20 protein-coding genes are annotated in these 18,601 nt (G+C 64.9%); 10 read left to right on the top strand and 10 right to left on the bottom strand.

All coding sequences use genetic code 11. From position 1 onward, the window contains the following. Entirely contained in the window at positions 1 to 288 is a 288-nt protein-coding gene (locus GRI97_RS02580) for a barstar family protein (protein WP_161389557.1), read from the top strand. Here the strand turns inward: GRI97_RS02580 and GRI97_RS02575 are convergent, their stop codons facing one another. Genes GRI97_RS02575 through GRI97_RS02560 form a run of 4 tightly spaced genes read right to left on the bottom strand, consistent with a single transcriptional unit; the run spans position 289 to position 3,129 of the window. Continuing rightward, entirely contained in the window at positions 289 to 678 is a 390-nt protein-coding gene (locus GRI97_RS02575) for a DUF7079 family protein (RefSeq protein ID WP_161389556.1), read from the bottom strand. Further along, positions 678 to 1,250 (bottom strand): Smr/MutS family protein, encoded by a 573-nt coding sequence (locus tag GRI97_RS02570; RefSeq protein WP_161389555.1) that lies wholly within the window; start codon positions 1,248 to 1,250, stop codon positions 678 to 680. The genes GRI97_RS02575 and GRI97_RS02570 overlap by 1 nt, the downstream gene beginning before the upstream one ends. Beyond that, complete coding sequence (gene mltA / locus GRI97_RS02565; protein WP_161390787.1) at positions 1,247 to 2,467, bottom strand: murein transglycosylase A; 1,221 nt, start codon at positions 2,465 to 2,467, stop codon at positions 1,247 to 1,249. The genes GRI97_RS02570 and mltA overlap by 4 nt, the downstream gene beginning before the upstream one ends. 8 nt (positions 2,468 to 2,475) lie before the next feature. Next, entirely contained in the window at positions 2,476 to 3,129 is a 654-nt protein-coding gene (locus GRI97_RS02560; RefSeq protein ID WP_161389554.1) for a Tim44/TimA family putative adaptor protein, read from the bottom strand. Positions 3,130 to 3,360: 231 nt separating this feature from the next. Here GRI97_RS02560 and secB point away from each other — a divergent pair, with 231 nt between their 5' ends. From secB to GRI97_RS02515, 9 genes are all read left to right on the top strand, one after another. Beyond that, on the top strand, positions 3,361 to 3,876 hold the full coding sequence (gene secB / locus GRI97_RS02555) for a protein-export chaperone SecB (RefSeq protein ID WP_161389553.1): 516 nt from the start codon (positions 3,361 to 3,363) through the stop codon (positions 3,874 to 3,876). Positions 3,877 to 3,925: 49 nt separating this feature from the next. Next, a complete protein-coding gene (gene murJ / locus GRI97_RS02550) occupies positions 3,926 to 5,515 on the top strand; it encodes a murein biosynthesis integral membrane protein MurJ (protein ID WP_161389552.1) in 1,590 nt (529 codons plus the stop codon). Between the two features lie 319 nt (positions 5,516 to 5,834). Further along, the gene (locus GRI97_RS02545; RefSeq protein ID WP_161389551.1) at positions 5,835 to 6,164 is read left to right on the top strand and encodes an ArsR/SmtB family transcription factor; all 330 of its coding nucleotides are present in this window, start codon (positions 5,835 to 5,837) and stop codon (positions 6,162 to 6,164) included. 10 nt (positions 6,165 to 6,174) lie between these two features. After that, entirely contained in the window at positions 6,175 to 6,603 is a 429-nt protein-coding gene (gene arsC, locus GRI97_RS02540; RefSeq protein ID WP_328598486.1) for an arsenate reductase (glutaredoxin), read from the top strand. Continuing rightward, complete coding sequence (locus tag GRI97_RS02535) at positions 6,603 to 7,889, top strand: arsenic transporter (protein ID WP_161389550.1); 1,287 nt, start codon at positions 6,603 to 6,605, stop codon at positions 7,887 to 7,889. Before arsC ends, GRI97_RS02535 begins: the two co-directional genes overlap by 1 nt. Continuing rightward, positions 7,890 to 8,645: an arsenical resistance protein ArsH gene (arsH, locus tag GRI97_RS02530; RefSeq protein ID WP_161389549.1), complete on the top strand. Its 756-nt coding sequence runs from the start codon at positions 7,890 to 7,892 to the stop codon at positions 8,643 to 8,645. A 498-nt stretch (positions 8,646 to 9,143) separates the two neighbouring features. Then, positions 9,144 to 10,157, top strand: a complete 1,014-nt coding sequence (gene trpS, locus GRI97_RS02525; RefSeq protein ID WP_161389548.1) for a tryptophan--tRNA ligase — start codon at positions 9,144 to 9,146, stop codon at positions 10,155 to 10,157. Between the two features lie 226 nt (positions 10,158 to 10,383). Further along, positions 10,384 to 11,109 (top strand): DUF4136 domain-containing protein, encoded by a 726-nt coding sequence (locus GRI97_RS02520; RefSeq protein ID WP_377018654.1) that lies wholly within the window; start codon positions 10,384 to 10,386, stop codon positions 11,107 to 11,109. A 176-nt stretch (positions 11,110 to 11,285) separates the two neighbouring features. Beyond that, on the top strand, positions 11,286 to 12,326 hold the full coding sequence (locus GRI97_RS02515; RefSeq protein ID WP_161389547.1) for a phytase: 1,041 nt from the start codon (positions 11,286 to 11,288) through the stop codon (positions 12,324 to 12,326). Positions 12,327 to 12,378: 52 nt separating this feature from the next. Here the strand turns inward: GRI97_RS02515 and dut are convergent, their stop codons facing one another. From dut to GRI97_RS02485, 6 genes are read right to left on the bottom strand one after another with little or no spacing between them, the layout of a single operon-like run. Next, positions 12,379 to 12,840 carry a dUTP diphosphatase gene (gene dut, locus GRI97_RS02510; protein WP_161389546.1) on the bottom strand — a complete coding sequence of 154 codons (462 nt, stop codon included), beginning with the start codon at positions 12,838 to 12,840 and terminating at the stop codon, positions 12,379 to 12,381. Next, positions 12,833 to 14,089 (bottom strand): bifunctional phosphopantothenoylcysteine decarboxylase/phosphopantothenate synthase, encoded by a 1,257-nt coding sequence (locus tag GRI97_RS02505; protein WP_161389545.1) that lies wholly within the window; start codon positions 14,087 to 14,089, stop codon positions 12,833 to 12,835. The genes dut and GRI97_RS02505 overlap by 8 nt, the downstream gene beginning before the upstream one ends. Continuing rightward, on the bottom strand, positions 14,086 to 15,231 hold the full coding sequence (locus GRI97_RS02500; RefSeq protein WP_235917583.1) for a hypothetical protein: 1,146 nt from the start codon (positions 15,229 to 15,231) through the stop codon (positions 14,086 to 14,088). Before GRI97_RS02500 ends, GRI97_RS02505 begins: the two co-directional genes overlap by 4 nt. A 34-nt stretch (positions 15,232 to 15,265) precedes the next feature. Beyond that, positions 15,266 to 16,828, bottom strand: coding sequence for a 2-polyprenylphenol 6-hydroxylase (ubiB, locus tag GRI97_RS02495; protein WP_161389543.1), 1,563 nt, complete (start codon positions 16,826 to 16,828; stop codon positions 15,266 to 15,268). Between the two features lie 33 nt (positions 16,829 to 16,861). Continuing rightward, positions 16,862 to 17,593: a class I SAM-dependent methyltransferase gene (locus GRI97_RS02490; RefSeq protein WP_161389542.1), complete on the bottom strand. Its 732-nt coding sequence runs from the start codon at positions 17,591 to 17,593 to the stop codon at positions 16,862 to 16,864. Continuing rightward, positions 17,590 to 18,534 (bottom strand): DMT family transporter, encoded by a 945-nt coding sequence (locus GRI97_RS02485; RefSeq protein WP_328598485.1) that lies wholly within the window; start codon positions 18,532 to 18,534, stop codon positions 17,590 to 17,592. Before GRI97_RS02485 ends, GRI97_RS02490 begins: the two co-directional genes overlap by 4 nt. Positions 18,535 to 18,601 lie beyond the last annotated feature (67 nt).

Here is an 18,601-nt window from a genome sequence, read left to right as displayed (position 1 = left end):
ATGCGCAGTGTGGTCATCGATTGCGCCGGGGTGACGAGCACCGATGACTTCTGGCAGCGCTATGTCGATGCAACCGAGCCGCAAGAGGCGAGCCTGTTCGGACGCAATCTGGATGCCTTCTGGGACGCCCTTCACGGCGGACCGGGCTGGCCCGGCGAAGTCCGTCTGATCTTCGCGCATTCGGGCGAACTGGCGCGGCTGACCAAACGGGTCGGCACACGAAACTATCTGGATGTGTTTCGCGAGATCGCCGTGGAAACGCCCACAATCCCCATTGAACTGGCGTAGTCAGCTTCGTGGCTCAGCCCCCGAAGCCTGTTCCAGCAATGGCGAAATCCGCAACCATTCCGTCCGCAAATGGTCGCGTAACAGCCGCCGGCTGATCCGCGCGGACAGCGAACACAGGGCACCGCGATCGAGCGAAGCGGTCACCACCTCGCGCACCGAATCCGGCGTCCAGCCGGCCCAATCGCCCGCCGGCGAGAACAGATTGGCAGCAAAGGCCGGGGCGACCTCCTGCTCCAGAATGCCGCGCAATTCGTCCGGCGTGAAGCCGGAACCGCGCAGCACCGATGCGATCTGGCGATAAGCCGCATCCGACAATTCGGTGTCGAGGAACAGATCGGACAAGGCGGTCCAAACCGGTAGCCGCGCATCGATCTCGGCCTCGGTGAGCATCAGCGCCGCCGCTTGAGCACCAGATAGAGCGCGCCTTCGCCGCCATGGCGGCGGTGCGCCTTGCGGACGGCGACGATATCGCTGCCATGCGGGCCGGCGGCGAGCCAGTCGATCACCTTGGCGCGGATGGCGCCGCGCCGTTCGCCGCGATCGGCGGCTTCGACCGGGCGGGATTTGCCGGTGATCAGCAACACCAGCCGGGCGCCCATCGCCTTGGCCTGCATCAGCCCCATGTCGAGCCGGCGATGCGCCTGGTCGAGCGTGTGGCCATGCAGATCCAGCGTGAAATCGGGATCCATCGTCGCCTTGTCCAGCCGGCGTTCCCAATGCGAATCCAGGCCCGGAGCGGGTGCGGGAGGTGGCGCGACCACGGGTGCGACCCGGGCGGGCGGCACGCGTCCACGCAGCTTCTTGGCCGGGGCCGCCGGCGGATCGAAGACCAGCGGGGCCGGCGGCAGGACGGGCTTGGCCGGGGCGCGCGCGAGTGCGCGATGCTTGAGCGGGGTGACCGTGCGGGCCAGGCGGGCCCACAGCTCCGCCTCCTCCGCGCTGAGCCCGCGCGGGGTTTTCATCGCCGGCGCAGGCGTTCGAGCGTTCCGCGCGGCAGCAGCAGCAGGGCATCGCCCCGCGCGCTCATCCCCCCGGCCGTGGTGCGCGCCTGTTCGCCGGCACCCCAGAAGGTGTCAAAGCGGTTGGCACCCTTGATCGCGCCGCCGGTATCCTGCGCGATCCACAGGCCATTGGCTTCGCTGCGGTCGGTCGACAGGAAGATCGGCGCGCCGAGCGGCACATAGGCGGGATCGGCCGCGACCGAGCTTTGCGGGCGCACCGGCACTTCGAGCGCGCCAAGCGGCCCGTCACCGGTCAGTTCACGGAAGAACACCCAGCTTTCGTTCATCCGCATGAGTTCGCGCCCTTCGAAAGGGTGTTCGCGCAGATAGGCCATGATGCCCTGCATCGATCCGGGATATTGCCCCGGACCATCGCCGAGCAGACCCTGTTCGCGCATGACGCCGCCGATGCCGGTGTAGCCGCGCCCGTTCTGGCCGGCATAGCCGATCCGGATCACCTGCCCATCGGGGGTGATCAGGCGGCCGGAGCCCTGGATCTGCAGGAAGAAGAATTCGACCGTGTCGGCGGCCCAGGCGATTTCCAGCCCCTTGTTGGCCAGCGCGCCCTCTTCGATTTCCTTGCGGGTGTAATAGGGGACGAACTTGCCGCTGCGATCATAGCGGCCGAGCGGCATGCGGTCGCCGCGTTCGCTTTCAGGCAGATCCTGCGGCCTGGCGCGGACCAGATCATCCGGCATGCGATAGACCGGCACGTTGAAGCCCGGCTGCCGGGTGCGGACGCCGGAAATTTCCGGTTCGTAATAGCCGGTGGCAAAGCCGCGCCCATCGCCCACGCGGACGGTTTCGAATCGTTCGGCGAAGAAGCGGCGCGCGTCGTGATAGGGCCAGTTGGCCGCTTCACTGCACACGAGCTGCCAGTCTTCTTTCTGGGTCAGGCCGCTGGCGTCCGTTCGGCGGAGCAGTTTCGGACAGCTTTCCACGAAGGAAGCCAGCGCGGAGCCGGCATCATCTTCCGTCAGGCGCAGGCTGGCGACCGAGGGCCCTTCACGCACGCCCATCAGCAAAGCGGTGGCCCCGCTGGGGGGTGGGGCGGAGGGTGTTTCCGGACGATTGGCGGACGGAACGACCGAGGCGCAGGCGGCAATCGCGGCAAGACCTGCCGCGACGCACAGCGCGCGGATTGTCTGCAGCCTTGCTTGCCTGCCCCCCACCGGCATGAAGCGGATCAACCTTCGTCGGTTTCGTCGAGCAGCCAGTCCGGCCCCGCAGCATCGACATTGCGCGAGAAGGTCCAGACGTCGCGGGTTTCGACGGCATCGTCGAGCGAGCCGGCGATCATGTGGCCATCGCGATCATAGGTGACGGCGGCGATATCGGCCACGAAGCGCACCGCGATGCGGGCCGTGCGGCCGACCAGTTCCGCCGAATGGACCGTAATGTCCTCGATCCGGATCAGGCGGTTTTCCAGCTTTTCACCGGCAGCTTCGCGCGCGTCGATGGCGGCGGCGAAGCCGGCATAGACATCATCGTCGCACAGCGAGCGCAGTTCTTCGCGATCGCCGCGCCAGAAGGCTTCCAGGATCATGCCATAGGCGCCCCGGGCCCCTTCCAGAAAGCCCATGAGATCGAAACGGCGATCGGCGGCGCTGATCGCCTGCAGCCCGCGTTCGATGGCCGGCGAAAAGCCGATCAGTTCGCGATCCGGCCGCGGCGTTTCCGGCGTGGTCGCCTTGGGACGCGGCATGGGGGCGGCATCCGGCCGATCGAACCGGGTCGGTACCGGCTCTTCCTCATGCTCCGCACGGCGGCCGAGCACCGAATAGAGCCGGAGGCCAAGGAAGGCCGCGATCATGGCCAGGATGACGATTTCCAAGATCACAAGAACTGTCCCGATTATCGTTTCGCCAGCAGATGCCGACGGTTAAAAACCAATTCTGCCCGAAATGGGGGCGAATTTCAAATGAACAACAGCAATCCGACACTTCCGATCCCCGACGCGCAGGGATTTTTAGCCAGACATTGCGGCCCGACCGCGCCGGTGCTAGTCGCCCGAGCCATTCTTCGAGGCGGGCGCGTCCCGCCTTTCACATCAAGGCGGAAGACACCCACCATGGCCGACGAAGGCAACGTCCTCACCAATCTCGACAATGGTCATGCCGGCAACGGCGCCGACACCCAGCCCGTCGCGGGACTGCTGCAGCAGTATGTGAAGGATCTGTCGGTCGAGAATCCCAAGGCACCCGAAAGCTTCCAGTGGAATGCGCAGCCCGAGCTGGACGTGCAGTTCAACATTGGCGCCCGCCCGCTGAATGAAGAAGTGACCGAGGTGGAACTGAAGATTTCCGCCACCGCCCGGGTCGAGCAGGGCACGCTCTATATCGTCGAGCTGGCCTATTGCGGCCTGGTCGGCATGCGCAACATGCCCGAAGAACAGAAGCACGCCTTCAGCTTCGCCGAAGCGCCGCGCATCCTGTTCCCCTTCGCACGCCGCATCGTGGCCGATGCCGTGCGCGATGCCGGTTTTGCGCCGCTGATGCTGGATCCGATCGATTTCGCCGGCCTCTACATGCAGCAGCTGCAGGCGCAGAGCGAGCAGGCGGGCGAAAACCCGGCTGCTGTGAACTGATCAGGTCGCAGACCGGCCAACAGGGCCTTAGCCCGATGAGCGTCAGGCCGTGAGCCTCGTTCGCAATGTAGGCACGATCGGCGGGCTGACAGCTGTCAGCCGCGTCTTCGGCTTCGTTCGTGATATCCTGCTGGCACGCGTGCTGGGCGCCGGAATGGCGGCCGACGCGTTCCAGCTGGCCTTCATCCTGCCCAACACGTTTCGCCGGCTGTTTGCCGAAGGCGCGTTTTCGGTGGCCTTCGTGCCGATGTACACGCGGCATCTGGCCAGCGAGGGCGAGGATGCGGCCGACCGTTTCGCCAGCGATGTGCTGGCGGTGTTCATCTGGGTGCTGCTGGGCTTTTCCGCGATCGCGATGATCGCCATGCCCGGCATCGTCTGGCTGCTGGCGAGCGAATATCGCGATGTGCCGGGCAAATATGAGCTGGCCGTCGTGCTGAGCCAGATAACCTTCCCCTATCTGGCGCTGGTCAGCCTGGTGGCGATGCTGTCCGGCCTGATGAACGCCCATTCCAAATTCGCGCCCGGCGCCTTCGTGCCCGTGCTGCTGAACATCGTGCTGATCGCAGGGATCATCACCGGCTATGTCCAGCAGCAGAATGGCGGCAGCGACGTGGCCGTGGCCTGGACGCAGGCGATTGCCGTGCCCGTGGCCGGTGTCGCCCAGCTGATCTATATGGCCTGGGCCACGCGCCGGGCCGGGGTGCAGCTGAAAATCACCCGCCCGCATTTCACGCCCGAGGTACGCCGGCTGGGCATGCTGATCCTGCCCGCCACATTCGGCGCGGGCGTTTACCAGATCAGCCAGTTCGTCGACACATTCTTCGCCACCAGCCTGGAACAGGGTTCGCTTACGCTGCTCAAATATGCCGACCGGCTGAACCAGATGCCGCTGGGTATCGTGGGCATTGCGCTGGGCACCGCGATCCTGCCGATGCTGGCGCGCCAGATCCATGGCGGCGATCTGAAGGAAGCGCAGAGGCTGCAGACCAATGCGGTGGAAATGGCGCTGCTGCTGACGCTGCCGGCTGCCGCCGCGCTGGCGATCTGCGCCCCGGCCTTCGTTTCCGCCTTCTTCGTGGGCGGGCGGATGACCGATGCCGATGGCGCGGTGATGGCCAATATCGTGATCGCCCTGGTAATCGGCCTGCCATCCTATGTGCTGGTCAAGGTGTTCCAGCCGGCATTCTTCAGCCGCGAGGATACGCGCACCCCGGTGTGGATCGCGGTGGGCGTGCTGGCTATGAACATCGGCATCAATTTCATCGTCGTGCCGCGTTTCGGCATCGTCGGGCTGGCAGGCGCAACCGCCTTCACCTCCACGTTGAATGTGCTGACGCTCTATATCATCCTGCACCGGCGCGGCTGGTACCATGCCACGGCCAAGCTCGGCGGGCGAGTGTTGCGGCAGGTGCTGGCGACCGCCGCGATGAGCGTGCTGCTGTGGTATCTGACCCCGCTGATGGGCGATTATTACACCGGCAATTTCCTGGAACGGGCCGGTTCGCTGGCCGTGCTGGTGATCTCCGGCGGGCTGCTGTTCCTGGCGGTGGCGTGGTTTTCCGGCGCGATCGACAAGGATCTGATCGGCCAGCTGCGTCGCAAGCGCCCGGCCAAGCCGGTCGATCTGGCGGAATAGGGGCTCCCAAGGCGGGAGAGACAAGTTCCGTTGTCTGGTTTTCGGCGTAAGCCGACAACCCTGTTACGTCTGCAAAGGGTGGATTCCTGCCCTGACGGCCTTTGGTCAGCCAAGAGGCGATAGCTGCCCTTCTGGCCGCATTCTCGGCGTCGGCTTGCGACCAAGTTAAGTCATTCATTATCGCGGCCATGGATGGCAGTCTTAGCCGAAACCTGCCCTTCGTGAGAACGCTTTGCCCCAGGATAAACGGCGTTCGGGAATTTATCGGAAAATTCCGATGCATCTTGACCGCGCCAATCCCATCGGATAATTCCGATGTATGGAAACCGATGTCTCTCTCGAAATTCTAGGTGCGCTGGCGCACCCCACACGGCTTGATGCCTTTCGCCTTCTTGTTCGCCACGAACCTGACGGCCTGTCGACCGGACAACTGGTTGAGGCGTCAGGGCTGACCCAAAGCACATTCTCGACCCACTTGGCTGTGCTCGCGAAGGCCGGGCTTGTCCTCTCGGAAAAGCGTGGACGTCAGCAAATCCAGCGGGCGAACATCAGCGCGTTGAAAAGCCTGATGCTCTTCCTTGCGAAGGATTGCTGTCAGGGCCGCCCCGAACTTTGCGAGCCGCTCATTGCTGAACTCACTTGCTGCTGAAGGATTTATCGTGGCAATCGACATCATCATCTATCACAACCCGGAATGCGGCACCTCGCGCAACACGCTGGCGATGATCCGTAACGCGGGCATCGAACCCCATGTCATCGAATATCTGAAAACCCCGCCTTCGCGCGCATTGCTGATCGAACTGATAGACCGCGCCGGGATCGGCCCGCGCGCCCTACTGCGCGAGAAGGGAACGCCCTATGCAGAGTTGGGCCTGGGCGACACCACATTGTCGGATGCCGCGCTGGTCGATGCAATGATGGCGCACCCGATCCTCATCAACCGGCCTCTGGTCGTCTCGCCTCTGGGCGTGAAGCTGTGCCGTCCTTCCGAAGACGTGCTTGATCTGCTGCCCACCGGCCAGCTCGGCGCGTTCGCGAAGGAAGATGGTGAACAGGTGGTGGACGCCTCGGGCCAGCGCATCGCCTGATGCTGCTCGCTGTCCTCATATTCGTTGCCACGATCACGGTTGTCATCTGGCAGCCCAAGGGTCTTGGCATCGGGTGGAGCGCGCTGGGCGGCGCGGTGGTAGCGCTGCTTCTCGGCGTTGTGTCACTGTCGGATGTGCCGGTGGTGTGGGGCATCGTCTGGAACGCGACGGCTGCGTTCGTCGCGATCATCATCATCAGCCTGCTACTTGATGAAGCTGGATTTTTCGAGTGGGCCGCGCTCCATGTCGCCCGATGGGGCAACGGCAATGGTCGCCGCCTGTTCGCGCTGGTGGTGCTGCTGGGCGCGGCCGTTTCGTCCCTCTTCGCTAATGACGGCGCGGCGCTGATACTGACGCCGATCGTCATCGCCATGCTGCGGGCGCTGGGATATGGCGACAAAGCCACACTCGCCTTCGTCATGGCTGCCGGGTTCATCGCCGATACGGCAAGCCTGCCACTGGTCGTCTCGAACCTCGTCAACATCGTGTCAGCCGACTTCTTTGGTCTGGGCTTTGGCGAATATGCGAGCGTCATGGTGCCGGTCGATCTGGCGGCGATCGCCGCGACGCTGGGCGTGCTGATGCTGTTTTTCCGGCGCGACATTCCGGCGACCTATGACGTGGCGGCGCTGCGCGCACCAGGTGAGGCGATCCAAGATGCCGCGACCTTCCGCGCCGGGTGGGTCGTGCTGGCGCTGCTGCTGCTTGGTTTCTTCCTGCTCGAACCGCTGGGAGTGCCTGTCAGCGCCGTCGCCGCTGCCGGCGCAATCCTGCTGCTTGCGATTGCGGGCAAGGGGCATGTGATCCAGACCCGCAAGGTCGTGCGCGAAGCGCCGTGGCAGGTCGTGATCTTCTCCCTCGGCATGTATTTGGTCGTCTATGGCCTGCGAAATGCCGGGATGACCGACCACCTCGCCGCACTGCTCGATCAGACCGCCAAGGGCGGCGTGTGGGGCGCGGCGCTGGGAACCGGCATGATCGCGGCGGCCTTGTCGTCGGTAATGAACAACATGCCGACCGTACTGGTGGGGGCGCTGTCGATCGACGCCGCGCATGCCACGGGCGCGGTGAAGGAAGCCATGATCTACGCCAATGTGATCGGCTGCGACCTCGGACCCAAGCTCACGCCCATTGGCTCGCTTGCGACCCTGCTGTGGCTCCACGTTCTCGGCCAGAAGGGGATCAGGATCGGGTGGGGCTATTACTTCCGGGTGGGCGTCACGCTCACGGTTCCCGTCCTGCTCATCACCCTTGCGGCTCTCGCCTTGCGCATCGGATTTGCCTGAATGCCTCTTCGTAATCTCCATGACGCCGACAGCCTGCCGGCGCTCGATCCCGCCTTTATCCACCAGCGGCCCGCCTCGGGGCTGGGCGCGCTGGACCCCGCGCCGCGTATCCTGCTGCTCTATGGCAGCCTGCGTGAGCGGTCCTTCTCCCGGTTTGCCGTCGAGGAGGCCGCACGGCTTCTGCGTCTGTTCGGCGCGGACACCCGGATCTTCGATCCCTCGACGCTGCCTCTGCCCGACCAGATAGCGGGAGACGATCATCCTGCCGTCCATGAACTGCGCGAGCTTTCGATGTGGTCCGAAGGTCAGGTGTGGTGCAGCCCGGAACGCCATGGGCAGATTACCGGCGTCATGAAGGCGCAGATCGACCATCTGCCGCTGGAGATGAAAGGGATGCGGCCGACGCAGGGACGCACGCTTGCGGTCATGCAGGTGTCTGGTGGGTCGCAGTCGTTCAACGCGGTCAACACGCTGCGCCTGCTGGGCCGCTGGATGCGGATGTTCACCATCCCCAACCAGTCATCCGTGGCGATGGCATACAAGGAATTTGACGAAGCGGGCCGCATGAAGGCGTCGAGCTATTACGACCGTATCGTGGATGTGATGGAGGAGCTGGTGCGCTTCACTGTCCTGATGCGCCCGCACGCGCAGCAGCTTGTCGATCGCTATTCGGAGCGCAAGCAGCATGGCGTGTTCGTCGATCCGGCAACTGACCTTTCCACCATCGCTATCTCAGGTCAGTCCGGCAGGAACTGACAAGTTTCGGCGAGAGCAGTCATTCCCCGCGATTGCCGGGAACGGCAGAATTGTCCCGGCCCCTGCCGTTGGGGTCAGCACGACGGGAACGAAAGGGATGGCGGTTTTCCGGCACGGCCAGCGCGCACCGGAATGGCGAGAACTGGGGCGAAACCAGACGATTGCTAATTTGTCCACGCCGCCCAGAGCAGATTCCGATCCGGTCGCCTCGAATCGCCGCTCTATTTTCGTTTGTTTACCGCAATTTCCGAGTCAGCAAGTGATTCCACCTGCATAGAAATTGCTCCAAACCGCTGCTTTGTGATATGCGCGCCGGCGATGGACCGTTCTGCAATCCTTCTGTCCACGGGCCCTGCCACCTGGTCGCCGCGCGATCAGGAGGCCTGGCGATGGCCCGGCCCATGGTGTGGCACCGCCTCTGCCTGAGGCCTCCCCGGCGCGCGTCCGCTGCCGGTTCTGACAGACATATCATCGACACGACATTCGAAAGGCACGCCCATGCGTATCGTTTCCGGCATCCAGCCCACCGGTTCCCTCCACCTCGGCAATTATCTTGGCGCCATCCGCAATTGGGTGCGGATGCAGGACAGCATGGAAGAGGGGGCGCAATGCCTGTTCTTCCTGGCCGATCTGCACGCCATTTCCATGCCGCATGTGCCCGCAGAGCTGCGCCGGGCGACGCTGGAAATGGCCGCTGCGCTGGTCGCCTGCGGGATCGATGCGGACCGGTCCGTGCTGTTCAACCAGGCGCAGGTGCCGGCGCATTCCGAACTGCAATGGCTGCTGAACGGGACCGCCCGCATGGGCTGGTTGAGCCGCATGACCCAGTTCAAGGACAAGTCCGGCAAGAACCGCGAAGGCGCCAGCGCCGCGCTGTTCACCTATCCGGTGCTGCAGGCGGCCGACGTGCTGCTGTATCAGGCGACCCATGTGCCGGTGGGCGAGGATCAGAAGCAGCATCTGGAGCTGGCACGCGACATTGCGCAGAAGTTCAACAATGACTTCGCCAGCGAGGATGCGCCGGTGTTTATCCAGCCCGAACCGATCATCCCGCCGCAGGCCGCGCGGATCATGTCGCTGCGCGACGGCACGGCCAAGATGAGCAAATCCGACCCGTCGGACATGAGCCGGATCAATCTGTCCGATGATGCCGACACCATGGTGAAGAAGATCAAGAAGGCGAAATCGGATGCCGATGCCCTGCCATCGGACACCGAGGGGCTGGACGGTCGCCCCGAAGCGCTGAACCTGGTTGCCATCTTCGCCACGCTGGCCGATCGCAGCCAGGCCGAGGTGCTGGCCGAATATGGCGGCCAGGGCTTCGGCGTGTTCAAGCCGGCGCTGGCCGAGCTGGTGGTGGAAACCCTGTCCCCCATCACGACCCGGTTCAACGAATTGCTGAACGATCGGGAAGCGCTGGATGCCATTCTGGCACGTGGCGCGGCCCAGGCGCGCGAGATTGCGGGGCCGACGCTGGCGGCAGCCTATCGATCGCTGGGGCTGCTGCGCTGACGGCACACTGTAATACGTTGTTTCATCAGATGTTTGCGGGCGGCCCCATGGGCCGCCCGCGCTATTTCAGCTTGATATAAATCAACACCTTGATTTGTAACAATTTATTTCAGAACTCTATTCAAGCCGCATTCAGCACCCCATGTTTATGGAAGATGCATGAAATGGCGGCGGTGCGCCGGTTAGCGGAAGAACAGCACAGCCAGTCCGATTTGGAGACTGCACCATGGAATTGTTGAAAAAACTGGGGGCCACCCGATTGGCGACCGGCATGAAGCTGGCGGTGTTGCCGCTGGCGGCGCTGGGCCTGTCTGCCTGTGCATCGAATTTCAATGCCGATGTGTCCCGCTTCCAATCGCAGCTGCCGGCGCCGCAGGGCCAGACCTTTGCCGTGGTGGCGGATGATCCGGCGCTGGCCGGGGGGCTGGAATTTTCCCAATACGCCGGCTTCGTCGCGCAGCAGATGGAAAAGCTGGGTTATCGCCCGGCCGCATCGGCCGACAGTGCGACCCTGATCGTCCGGTTCGATTATGGTGTGGACAAGGGGCGCGAACGCATCCAGTCCACCGGTTTCCGCGATCCGTTCTATTCCAGCTGGTACGGCTTCCGCCCCGGCGGTTGGGGCGGCTGGGGCGGTGGATGGGGTGGCCGCGGCTACTTCCCCAACCGCGCCTGGGGTTATGGCTGGCAGGATCCGTTCTTCGACCGGGATATTTCCAGCTACACCATCTACACCAGCGGGATCGAGATGAAGATCGACCGCAAGGCCGATGGTCAGCGCCTGTTCGAAGGCCGGGCCGAGGCGCTGTCGACATCCAACCGGATGCAATATCTGGTGCCGAATCTGGTGGAAGCGATGTTCACCGACTTCCCCGGCAATTCGGGCGAGACCACCCGCATTTCGGTGCGGCCGGAAGACCAGCCCGTCAAGCGGGACAACCGTCGCCGCTGATCGCCGGTAGAGCTTTGAAAATACACAAGAGCGGGCCCCAGGGTCCGCTCTTTTCCGTCGGCCCCAGGCCATGCTGGCATTTTTGCCGCAGTGGCCCACTGTCTTGCGCCTGCAACATTTGTGCCCGCGATTTGACACACAGCAGTTTTAGCCAGCCGGCAAACAACGGAGGCCCCATGTTCCTGTCCCGATCCTGCCTGGCTGCAGCCAGCCTTGCCGTGCTGGCAACCACCCTGGCCGGTTGCGCCACCACCGCCGCCCCGGCCATCGCCGGCCTGCCGGCGGTCAATGTGACCGCCACGGCCGAAACCGTGCCGGTGGGCACCGCCAATGCCGATGCCGCCGATGATCCGGCGATCTGGCACAATGCCGGCGACCCCGAAGCCAGCCTGATCGTGGCCACCGACAAGAAGGCCGGGCTCTATGTCTATGGGCTGGATGGCACGGTGAAGAGCTTTGTCGAGGGCGGGCTGCTCAACAATGTCGATCTGGCGTCCCTGCCCGACGACCGGGTGATCGTGGTCGCCAGCGACCGCAACGATCGGGCCCATTCGCAGCTGCAGATCTATCAGCTGAACACCGGCACCGGCACGCTGGATCTGATGGGCGTGGTGCCCGGCGGTGCGGGCGAAGGTTATGGCCTGTGCCTGGGCGTCAAGGATGACGGTATCCACGCCTATTCGGTGATCAAGGACGGCACCATTCATGAGGTGAAGCTGGGTTTTGACGGGAAGCTGACCGGCACATTCGAGCGGCGCATGAAGGTGCCGACCCAGGCCGAAGGCTGCGTGGTCGATCCCAGCGATGGCACGCTCTATGTCGGGGAAGAAGATGCCGGCATCTGGCGGTTCCGCCCTGGTGAAAGCACCGGCAGTATCGTCGCCCCCGTCGACAACCAGCAGCTGGTGGCCGATGTCGAAGGGCTGGCGATCTGGTCCGGCGCGAATGCCCGTTTCCTGGTGGCATCGAGCCAGGGGGACAATGCCTATGCCGTGTTCCGCCTGCCCGAGGTGACGCCGGTGGGCCGGTTCCGCGTGGGCGCCGGCGCCTTCGGTGCGACCGAGGAGACCGACGGTATCGAGATCGCGTCCGGCAATTTCGGCCCGAACTATCCCGACGGGCTGTTCGTGGCGCAGGATGGGCACAACGCCCCGCATGCGCAGAACTTCAAGCTGGTGTCGTGGAAGGCGATTGCCGAGGCGCTGGGCCTGAAGTGATGTGAGACGGGGGCGCCGTGGTGTGGCGCCCCCTTCCCCCGCTTGGCCCGTCTCAGCCGAGCGTGGCGTGGCCGCCGGTCGATCCGAAGCCGCCGGTGCCGCGTGCGGTATCATCCAGTTCCTCAACCTCTTCCCAGGCGGCGCGAACCACCGGGGCCAGCACCAGCTGCGCCACACGGTCACCGCGGGCGATGGTGAAGGCTTCGGCGCCATGGTTGATCAGGATGATCTTGAGTTCCCCGCGATAATCGCTGTCGATCGTGCCGGGGGTGTTGGGCATGCTGATGCCATGCTTGAGTGCGAGGCCCGAACGCGGGCGCACCTGGATTTCGTAATCCTCCGGAATCGCGAGCGCGAAGCCGGTCGCCAGCGCGTGGCGGGCGCCGGGGGCAAGCAGCAGATCTTCCGCCGCCAGCACATCCATGCCGGCTGCGCCCGGGGTGGCATAAGCCGGCAGGGCCAGCCCCGCCCCATGCGGCAGGCGGCGGATGCGGACGGGTACGCGATCAGTCATTGGCAAGCTCTTCCCCGATATGTTCGATCAGCCGGCGGGCGACATCGGCCTTCGACAGGGTCGGCCAGTTTTCCACCCCATCGGCGCGGATCAGATGCACGGTGTTGTCCGCCCCGCCCATGACATCGCCCGATACGTCATTGGCGACGATCCAGTCCGCCCCCTTGCGCACCCGCTTGGCCATGGCATGGGCGACGACATCGCTTGTTTCGGCGGCGAAACCAACCACCAGCCGGGGGCGATCGGGCCGGGCGGCCAGCGTGGCGAGAATATCCGGATTTTCCGCCAGCGGCAGCGGGGCCAACTGCCCGCCATCCTTCTTGATCTTGTCCGCCGCATAATCGCGCGCGCGCCAGTCGGCGACGGCGGCGACCATCACCGCCGCATCGGCCGGCAGCGCGGCGGCGACGGCATCGGCCATTTCGCGCGCGCTTTCGACATCGATCCGATCGACACCCGGCGGCGTTGCCAGCGTGACCGGCCCGGCGACCAGCGTGACTCGTGCGCCGGCGGCAGCGGCAGCCTCCGCAATGGCGAAGCCCTGTTTGCCGCTGGACCGGTTGGCGATGTAGCGCACCGGATCGATCGGTTCATGGGTCGGCCCGGCGGTGACGAGGATATGTCGACCGAACAGCGGGCGATGCTGCACGCCTTCATCAAAATCCGGTTGCCCGCTCAGCGGGTCGGCGGTGACCGTTCCGGCCGGACCTGCAGCGAGCAGATGGGAAATCCGGTCCCAGATCGCATCGGGTTCGGGCAGGCGGCCGGGGCCGAATTCGCCGCAGGCCATCGGCCCTTCGTCCGGTCGCATCACCTCCACCCCGGATTGCCGGAGCCAGGCGATGTTGCGCTGCGTGGCGGCATGCTGCCACATGCGCACATTCATGGCGGGAACCGCCAGCACCGGCTTGTCCGTCGCCAGCAGCAGGGTGGTGGCCAGATCATCAGCGAGGCCGGCGGTCATCCTGGCCAGCAGATCGGCCGTGGCGGGGCAGACGACCACAAGATCGGCCGCGCGGCTGAGCTGGATATGGCCGATTTCCGTCTCGCTCTGCAGATCCCACAAGGAGGTGTGGACCGGATTGCCGGACAGCGCCGCCAGGCTCATGGGCGTGACAAATTGCGCGCCGCCATCGGTGAGGACGCAGGTGACATCGGCGCCATTGCGGCGGATCAGCCGGACCAGTTCGCACGCCTTGTAGGCGGCGATGCCGCCGCCGATCACCAGTAGAATACGCGATTGCGTCATGGTGCCTTCTCCAACGCCGGTTCGCGCACTTCCCGCCGGCCCAGCAGGGCGAGCACGAGATCATAAAGCGCGCGCGGAACCAGCACTATCCCCGTAAGATAGGCAGGCAGCAGCAGGACCACCCAGTAGAAATTGTTGGGCCGGGCGAACAGCGACATGGCCAGCGCCATGCCCAGGAACCACAGGGTGGAAAACAGCCCGATGCGCCCGCCCAGCCCGATCCAGCCCAGGATCGGCAGCAGGGCCAGCACGCCGCCCCATGCCGGCGGCAAGGTGAGCAGGAAGGACAGCTGGGTAAGGCTGGTCAGCACCAGTTTTGGCCCCAGCGCGCCGTTCCAGCCCGGGGATGGCAGATCGCCGGGCAGGCGATAGGCCATGACTTCCTGCGCATGGAGCACCATGCCGATGGTGAAAAGAACCAGCACAATGCCCATGCCCGCCAGTTCGCGCCAGCGCCGTTCCAGCACGGCGAACACCGCCCACAGCAGCAGGAAGGGCAGCACCATTTCGCGCACCGCCAGCGCGGCCGACAGGACGATCAGGCTGAGCACCCAGCCGAAACGCGGGCGATAGAGCCCCAGTGCCAGCGAGAGGAACAGGCCGGCGATCATTTCATGGATCAGGCCGATCCGGGCGTAGAAGGCGACGATGCCGAAGATGAAGATCGCCATCGCCATGGCGACTTTTTCAAGGATTGTGACCCGCCGGCCGAGCGCGCCCATCCAGACCAGGATATTGGCGAACAGCACACCGATCGCGATGGCGCGCCAGCCGGGCAGACCGAACCAGGCCGCGCCCAGCGCCAGAGTCGGCTGACGCACGGTGACGAAGGGGCTGGTCGGGTAATTGTGCTTGCGCTGCTGATCCAGCGCGGCGGAATAGTAGTTTTCGCCTGCCTTCACCCGTTTGAGAATGTCTTCATACAGTCGCAGATCGCCATAGCCGCTCTTGGCTGCCTTGGTCTGCATCACGCGTTGCTGGGCGTGAAATTCGGTGACCGTGATCGCGCTCCAGGCCAGCGACCCGGCCGCGACCGCGAGCACCAGCAGCACGGCCCAGCGCGGCAGGTTGCGCAGCGGATGGGCCAGGCTGTTCCAGCCGGACAGCAGCCCGCGCAGCCCATCCATCATACGATGAAGCACCAAGGGGTTGCGCATGGCCGGCGCGGCGGGGGAATCAGGCAAGCCAGCCGGCATAAGCTGCCAGCCAGCTGAGCGCCGCACCGCCCAGCGCCGCCGCGACATAGCCGGGCCAGCGACGCCCCTCGCCTTCGTCGCGCGGGGCACCTACGATCAGATCCACCTCCGGCAAGGGCGGGGCTTCGGGCGCGCCACCCTTGGGCGGGTATTTTTCTTCGATGCGGCGGATCAGTTCGGGGATGCGCAGCAGTGTATCGGTATCGCGGCGGATCCGGTCTGCGATCATCGCCTCCGGCCCCAGCTCGTCACGGATCCAGTCGCGCACGAAGGGGGCGGCCACGTCCCACAGATTGATCTGCGGATCGAGCTGGGTGGCGATCCCTTCGACCATGACCATGGTTTTCTGCAGCAGCAGCAGATGCGGCTGGGTCTGCATGTCGAATTCGCGGGTGATGGCGAACAGGCTGTCGAGCATCTGCCCGACCGAAAGTTCGCTGACCGGCTTGCCGCGCATCGGTTCGCCCACCGCGCGCAGGGCCGTGGCGAATTCGTCGACCGAATGATAGCTGGGCACATATTGCGCCTCAAAATGGATTTCGGCGACGCGGCGGTAATTGCCCGTGGTCAGGCCATAAAGGATTTCGGCCAGCCATTGGCGGGCCCGGGTATCGATCCGGCCCATGATGCCGAAATCGATGGCCACGATGGTGCCATCGGCGCGGACGAACAGATTCCCCTGATGCATGTCCGCATGGAAGAAACCGGCGCTGATCGCCTGGGTCAGGAAGGCCAACACCAGCCGCCGGGCCAGATCGGGCAGATCGATCCCGGCTGCGCGCAGCCCGGCGATATCGCTGACCTTGATGCCGTCGATCCATTCGATCGTCATCACCCGGCCATTGGTACGATCCCAGTCGATGAAGGGGATGGCATAGCCATGCACGCCGCGCATGACGGCGGCGAGTTCGGAGGCCGAGGCCGCTTCGCGCCGCAGATCGAGTTCGCGATTGGTCCAGCGCTTGAAATTGGCAATGGTCAGGCGCGGGCGCAGCCGCACTGCTTCACCGCCGACCGCCTCCAGATGGGCGGCGGCCCATTCATAGGTCTGGATATCGCGGGCGAACTGTTCCCGAATGCCGGGACGCAGCACCTTGATCGCCACGGTGCGGCCATCGGTGGTGACGCCGCGATGGACCTGCGCAATGGAAGCGGCGCCGACCGGGACCGGATCGATCGAGGCGAAGATCCGATCGATCGGCGCCTGGAAGCTGCGTTCGATCTGCTGCGCGATATCCTCGAACGGGACCGGGGGCAGGCTGTCCTGCAGGCTGAGCAGATTGTGCGCCGCCTCATCGCCGACGATATCGGGCCGGGTGGCCAGAGTCTGCCCCAACTTGATGGCAGCCGGACCGATGGCGCGGAAGGCGGCAGCATAGTCGGGCCGTTCCGGCTGGCGCGTGCCGAAGCGCGCGGCGCGCACGAAGCGGCGCACCGGGGCCGGCACGTTGGGATCGGCTTCGATGCCGCGCAGCGCGCCATGGCGGGCGAGTGTGCGGCCCCATTTCCACAGCCGGTAGAGATGCGTGATCGGACGCGTCATGAGCGAGAATTCCCCGAACCCTGAGAGGCCGGGTCAGACCTTCCAGCCGGAATGGATCGCCACCAGCCCGCCCAGGATCGGTTCCACGCGGGTGTTCACGAAGCCGGCATTGCGGATCATCCCCTCAAACGCGGGCATGGACGGGAAACGGCGGATCGATTCGATCAGATAGCGATAGCTGTCGGCGTCACCGGCGATCGCCTGGCCGATCCTGGGCACGAGCTTGTGCGAATAGACGTCATAGACTTCCTTGAAGCCCGGCCATTCGGTGGCCGAGAATTCGAGGCAGTAGAACCGCCCGCCGAACTTCAGCACGCGATGCGCTTCGGCCAGGGCATGGTCGATACGGGTGACGTTGCGGATGCCGAAAGCGATGGTGTAGGCGTCGAAGGTGCGGGAGGAGAAGCTGAGTTCCTCCGCATTCTGGCACGACCAGACCAGCCCATCGATGCCGCGTTCCATGGCGCGTTCGACGCCCACGTCCAGCATGTCCTGATTGATATCCGACACCGTGACCGAGGCGCCGGCTGCCGCCATGCGGAAGGCGATGTCGCCCGTGCCGCCGGCCATGTCCAGGATGGCTTCGCCCGGTTGCGGCTTCACCCGCTTGACGAAGCGGTCCTTCCACAGGCGATGCATGCCGCCGGACATGGCATCGTTCATGATGTCGTATTTCTTGGCCACATTGGAGAACACCGCGCCGACACGGCGGGTCTTCTCATCGGGTGCGACTTCTTCGTAGCCGAAGGATACCTGATCGTTCATGCCCGCTCCTCTAGCGATGACCCGACAGCAGGGCCAGCGCGCGTTTGCTGCCGCATGGCCAGGATCGACAGTCCGATACCGGACAGGATCAGCGCCATGCCGACAAAGTGATAGCCATGCAAATCTTCGCCCAGCAGCGCGGCCGACAGGAAGGCCCCGAAGATCGGCATCAGCGTGATGGTCTGCCCCGCCCGCGCCGGCCCCAGCACATGCGCCGCCGAATTGAAGATGAAATAAGAGACGATGGAGGGCAGCACCGCGACATAGGCAAAGGCGCCCACGACCTTCACGCTCCAGCGGATGTGGTTGCCCGACAGCCAGTCCCACGCGGCGAAGGGCGCCATGGCGAGAACGCCGATGAAGAAGGTCGCGGCCACGAAGCTGATCGGCGAGATATCGGGCCGCCAGCGCAGCAGCACCATATAGAGCGACCAGACCAGCACGCTGCCCAGGATCAGCACATCCCCGCCGCCGAAATTGAGCGCGGCGGCGCGGGCAAGATTGCCCTGGAAGACGATCATCGCGACCCCCAGGATCGAGGCGGCGACGCCGAGATTCTGCAGCAGCGGACTGCGCACGCCGAAGAATATCCGATCGAAGGCGACCACCAGCGCGGGCGTGGCCGCCTGCAGCAGCAGCGCATTGGTGGCCGGGGTTTCGCGCAGGCCGGAATAGAGCAGCGCGTTGAAGGCGCCCACGCCCAGCGCCCCGAGCAGCAGCACCGGTTTCCAGCCCGCCAGTATGGCTGACCAATCGCGGCGCAGCGGGCCGATGGCGAAGGGCAGCAGCAACAGCGAGGCGCCGGTCCAGCGGATGAAGGCGAGCGTGAGCGGCGGGACATCGAAACGAACCGCGCGGCCGACGATGGAATTGCCGGCCCACAGCACCATCACCATCCCGAGCAGGAGAAAGGCACGGATCTGGCGGCTTTGCGGGGTCACACAGCGGCCCTAACCCAGCGGGCGCGCGCTGGCGATGACATTATCATCAACGCACGCTAGGCAGGCG

The organism is Croceibacterium xixiisoli (genome assembly GCF_009827305.1).
Taxonomy (GTDB): domain Bacteria; phylum Pseudomonadota; class Alphaproteobacteria; order Sphingomonadales; family Sphingomonadaceae; genus Croceibacterium_C; species Croceibacterium_C xixiisoli.
This window is presented reverse-complemented; position numbering and strand designations above follow the sequence as displayed.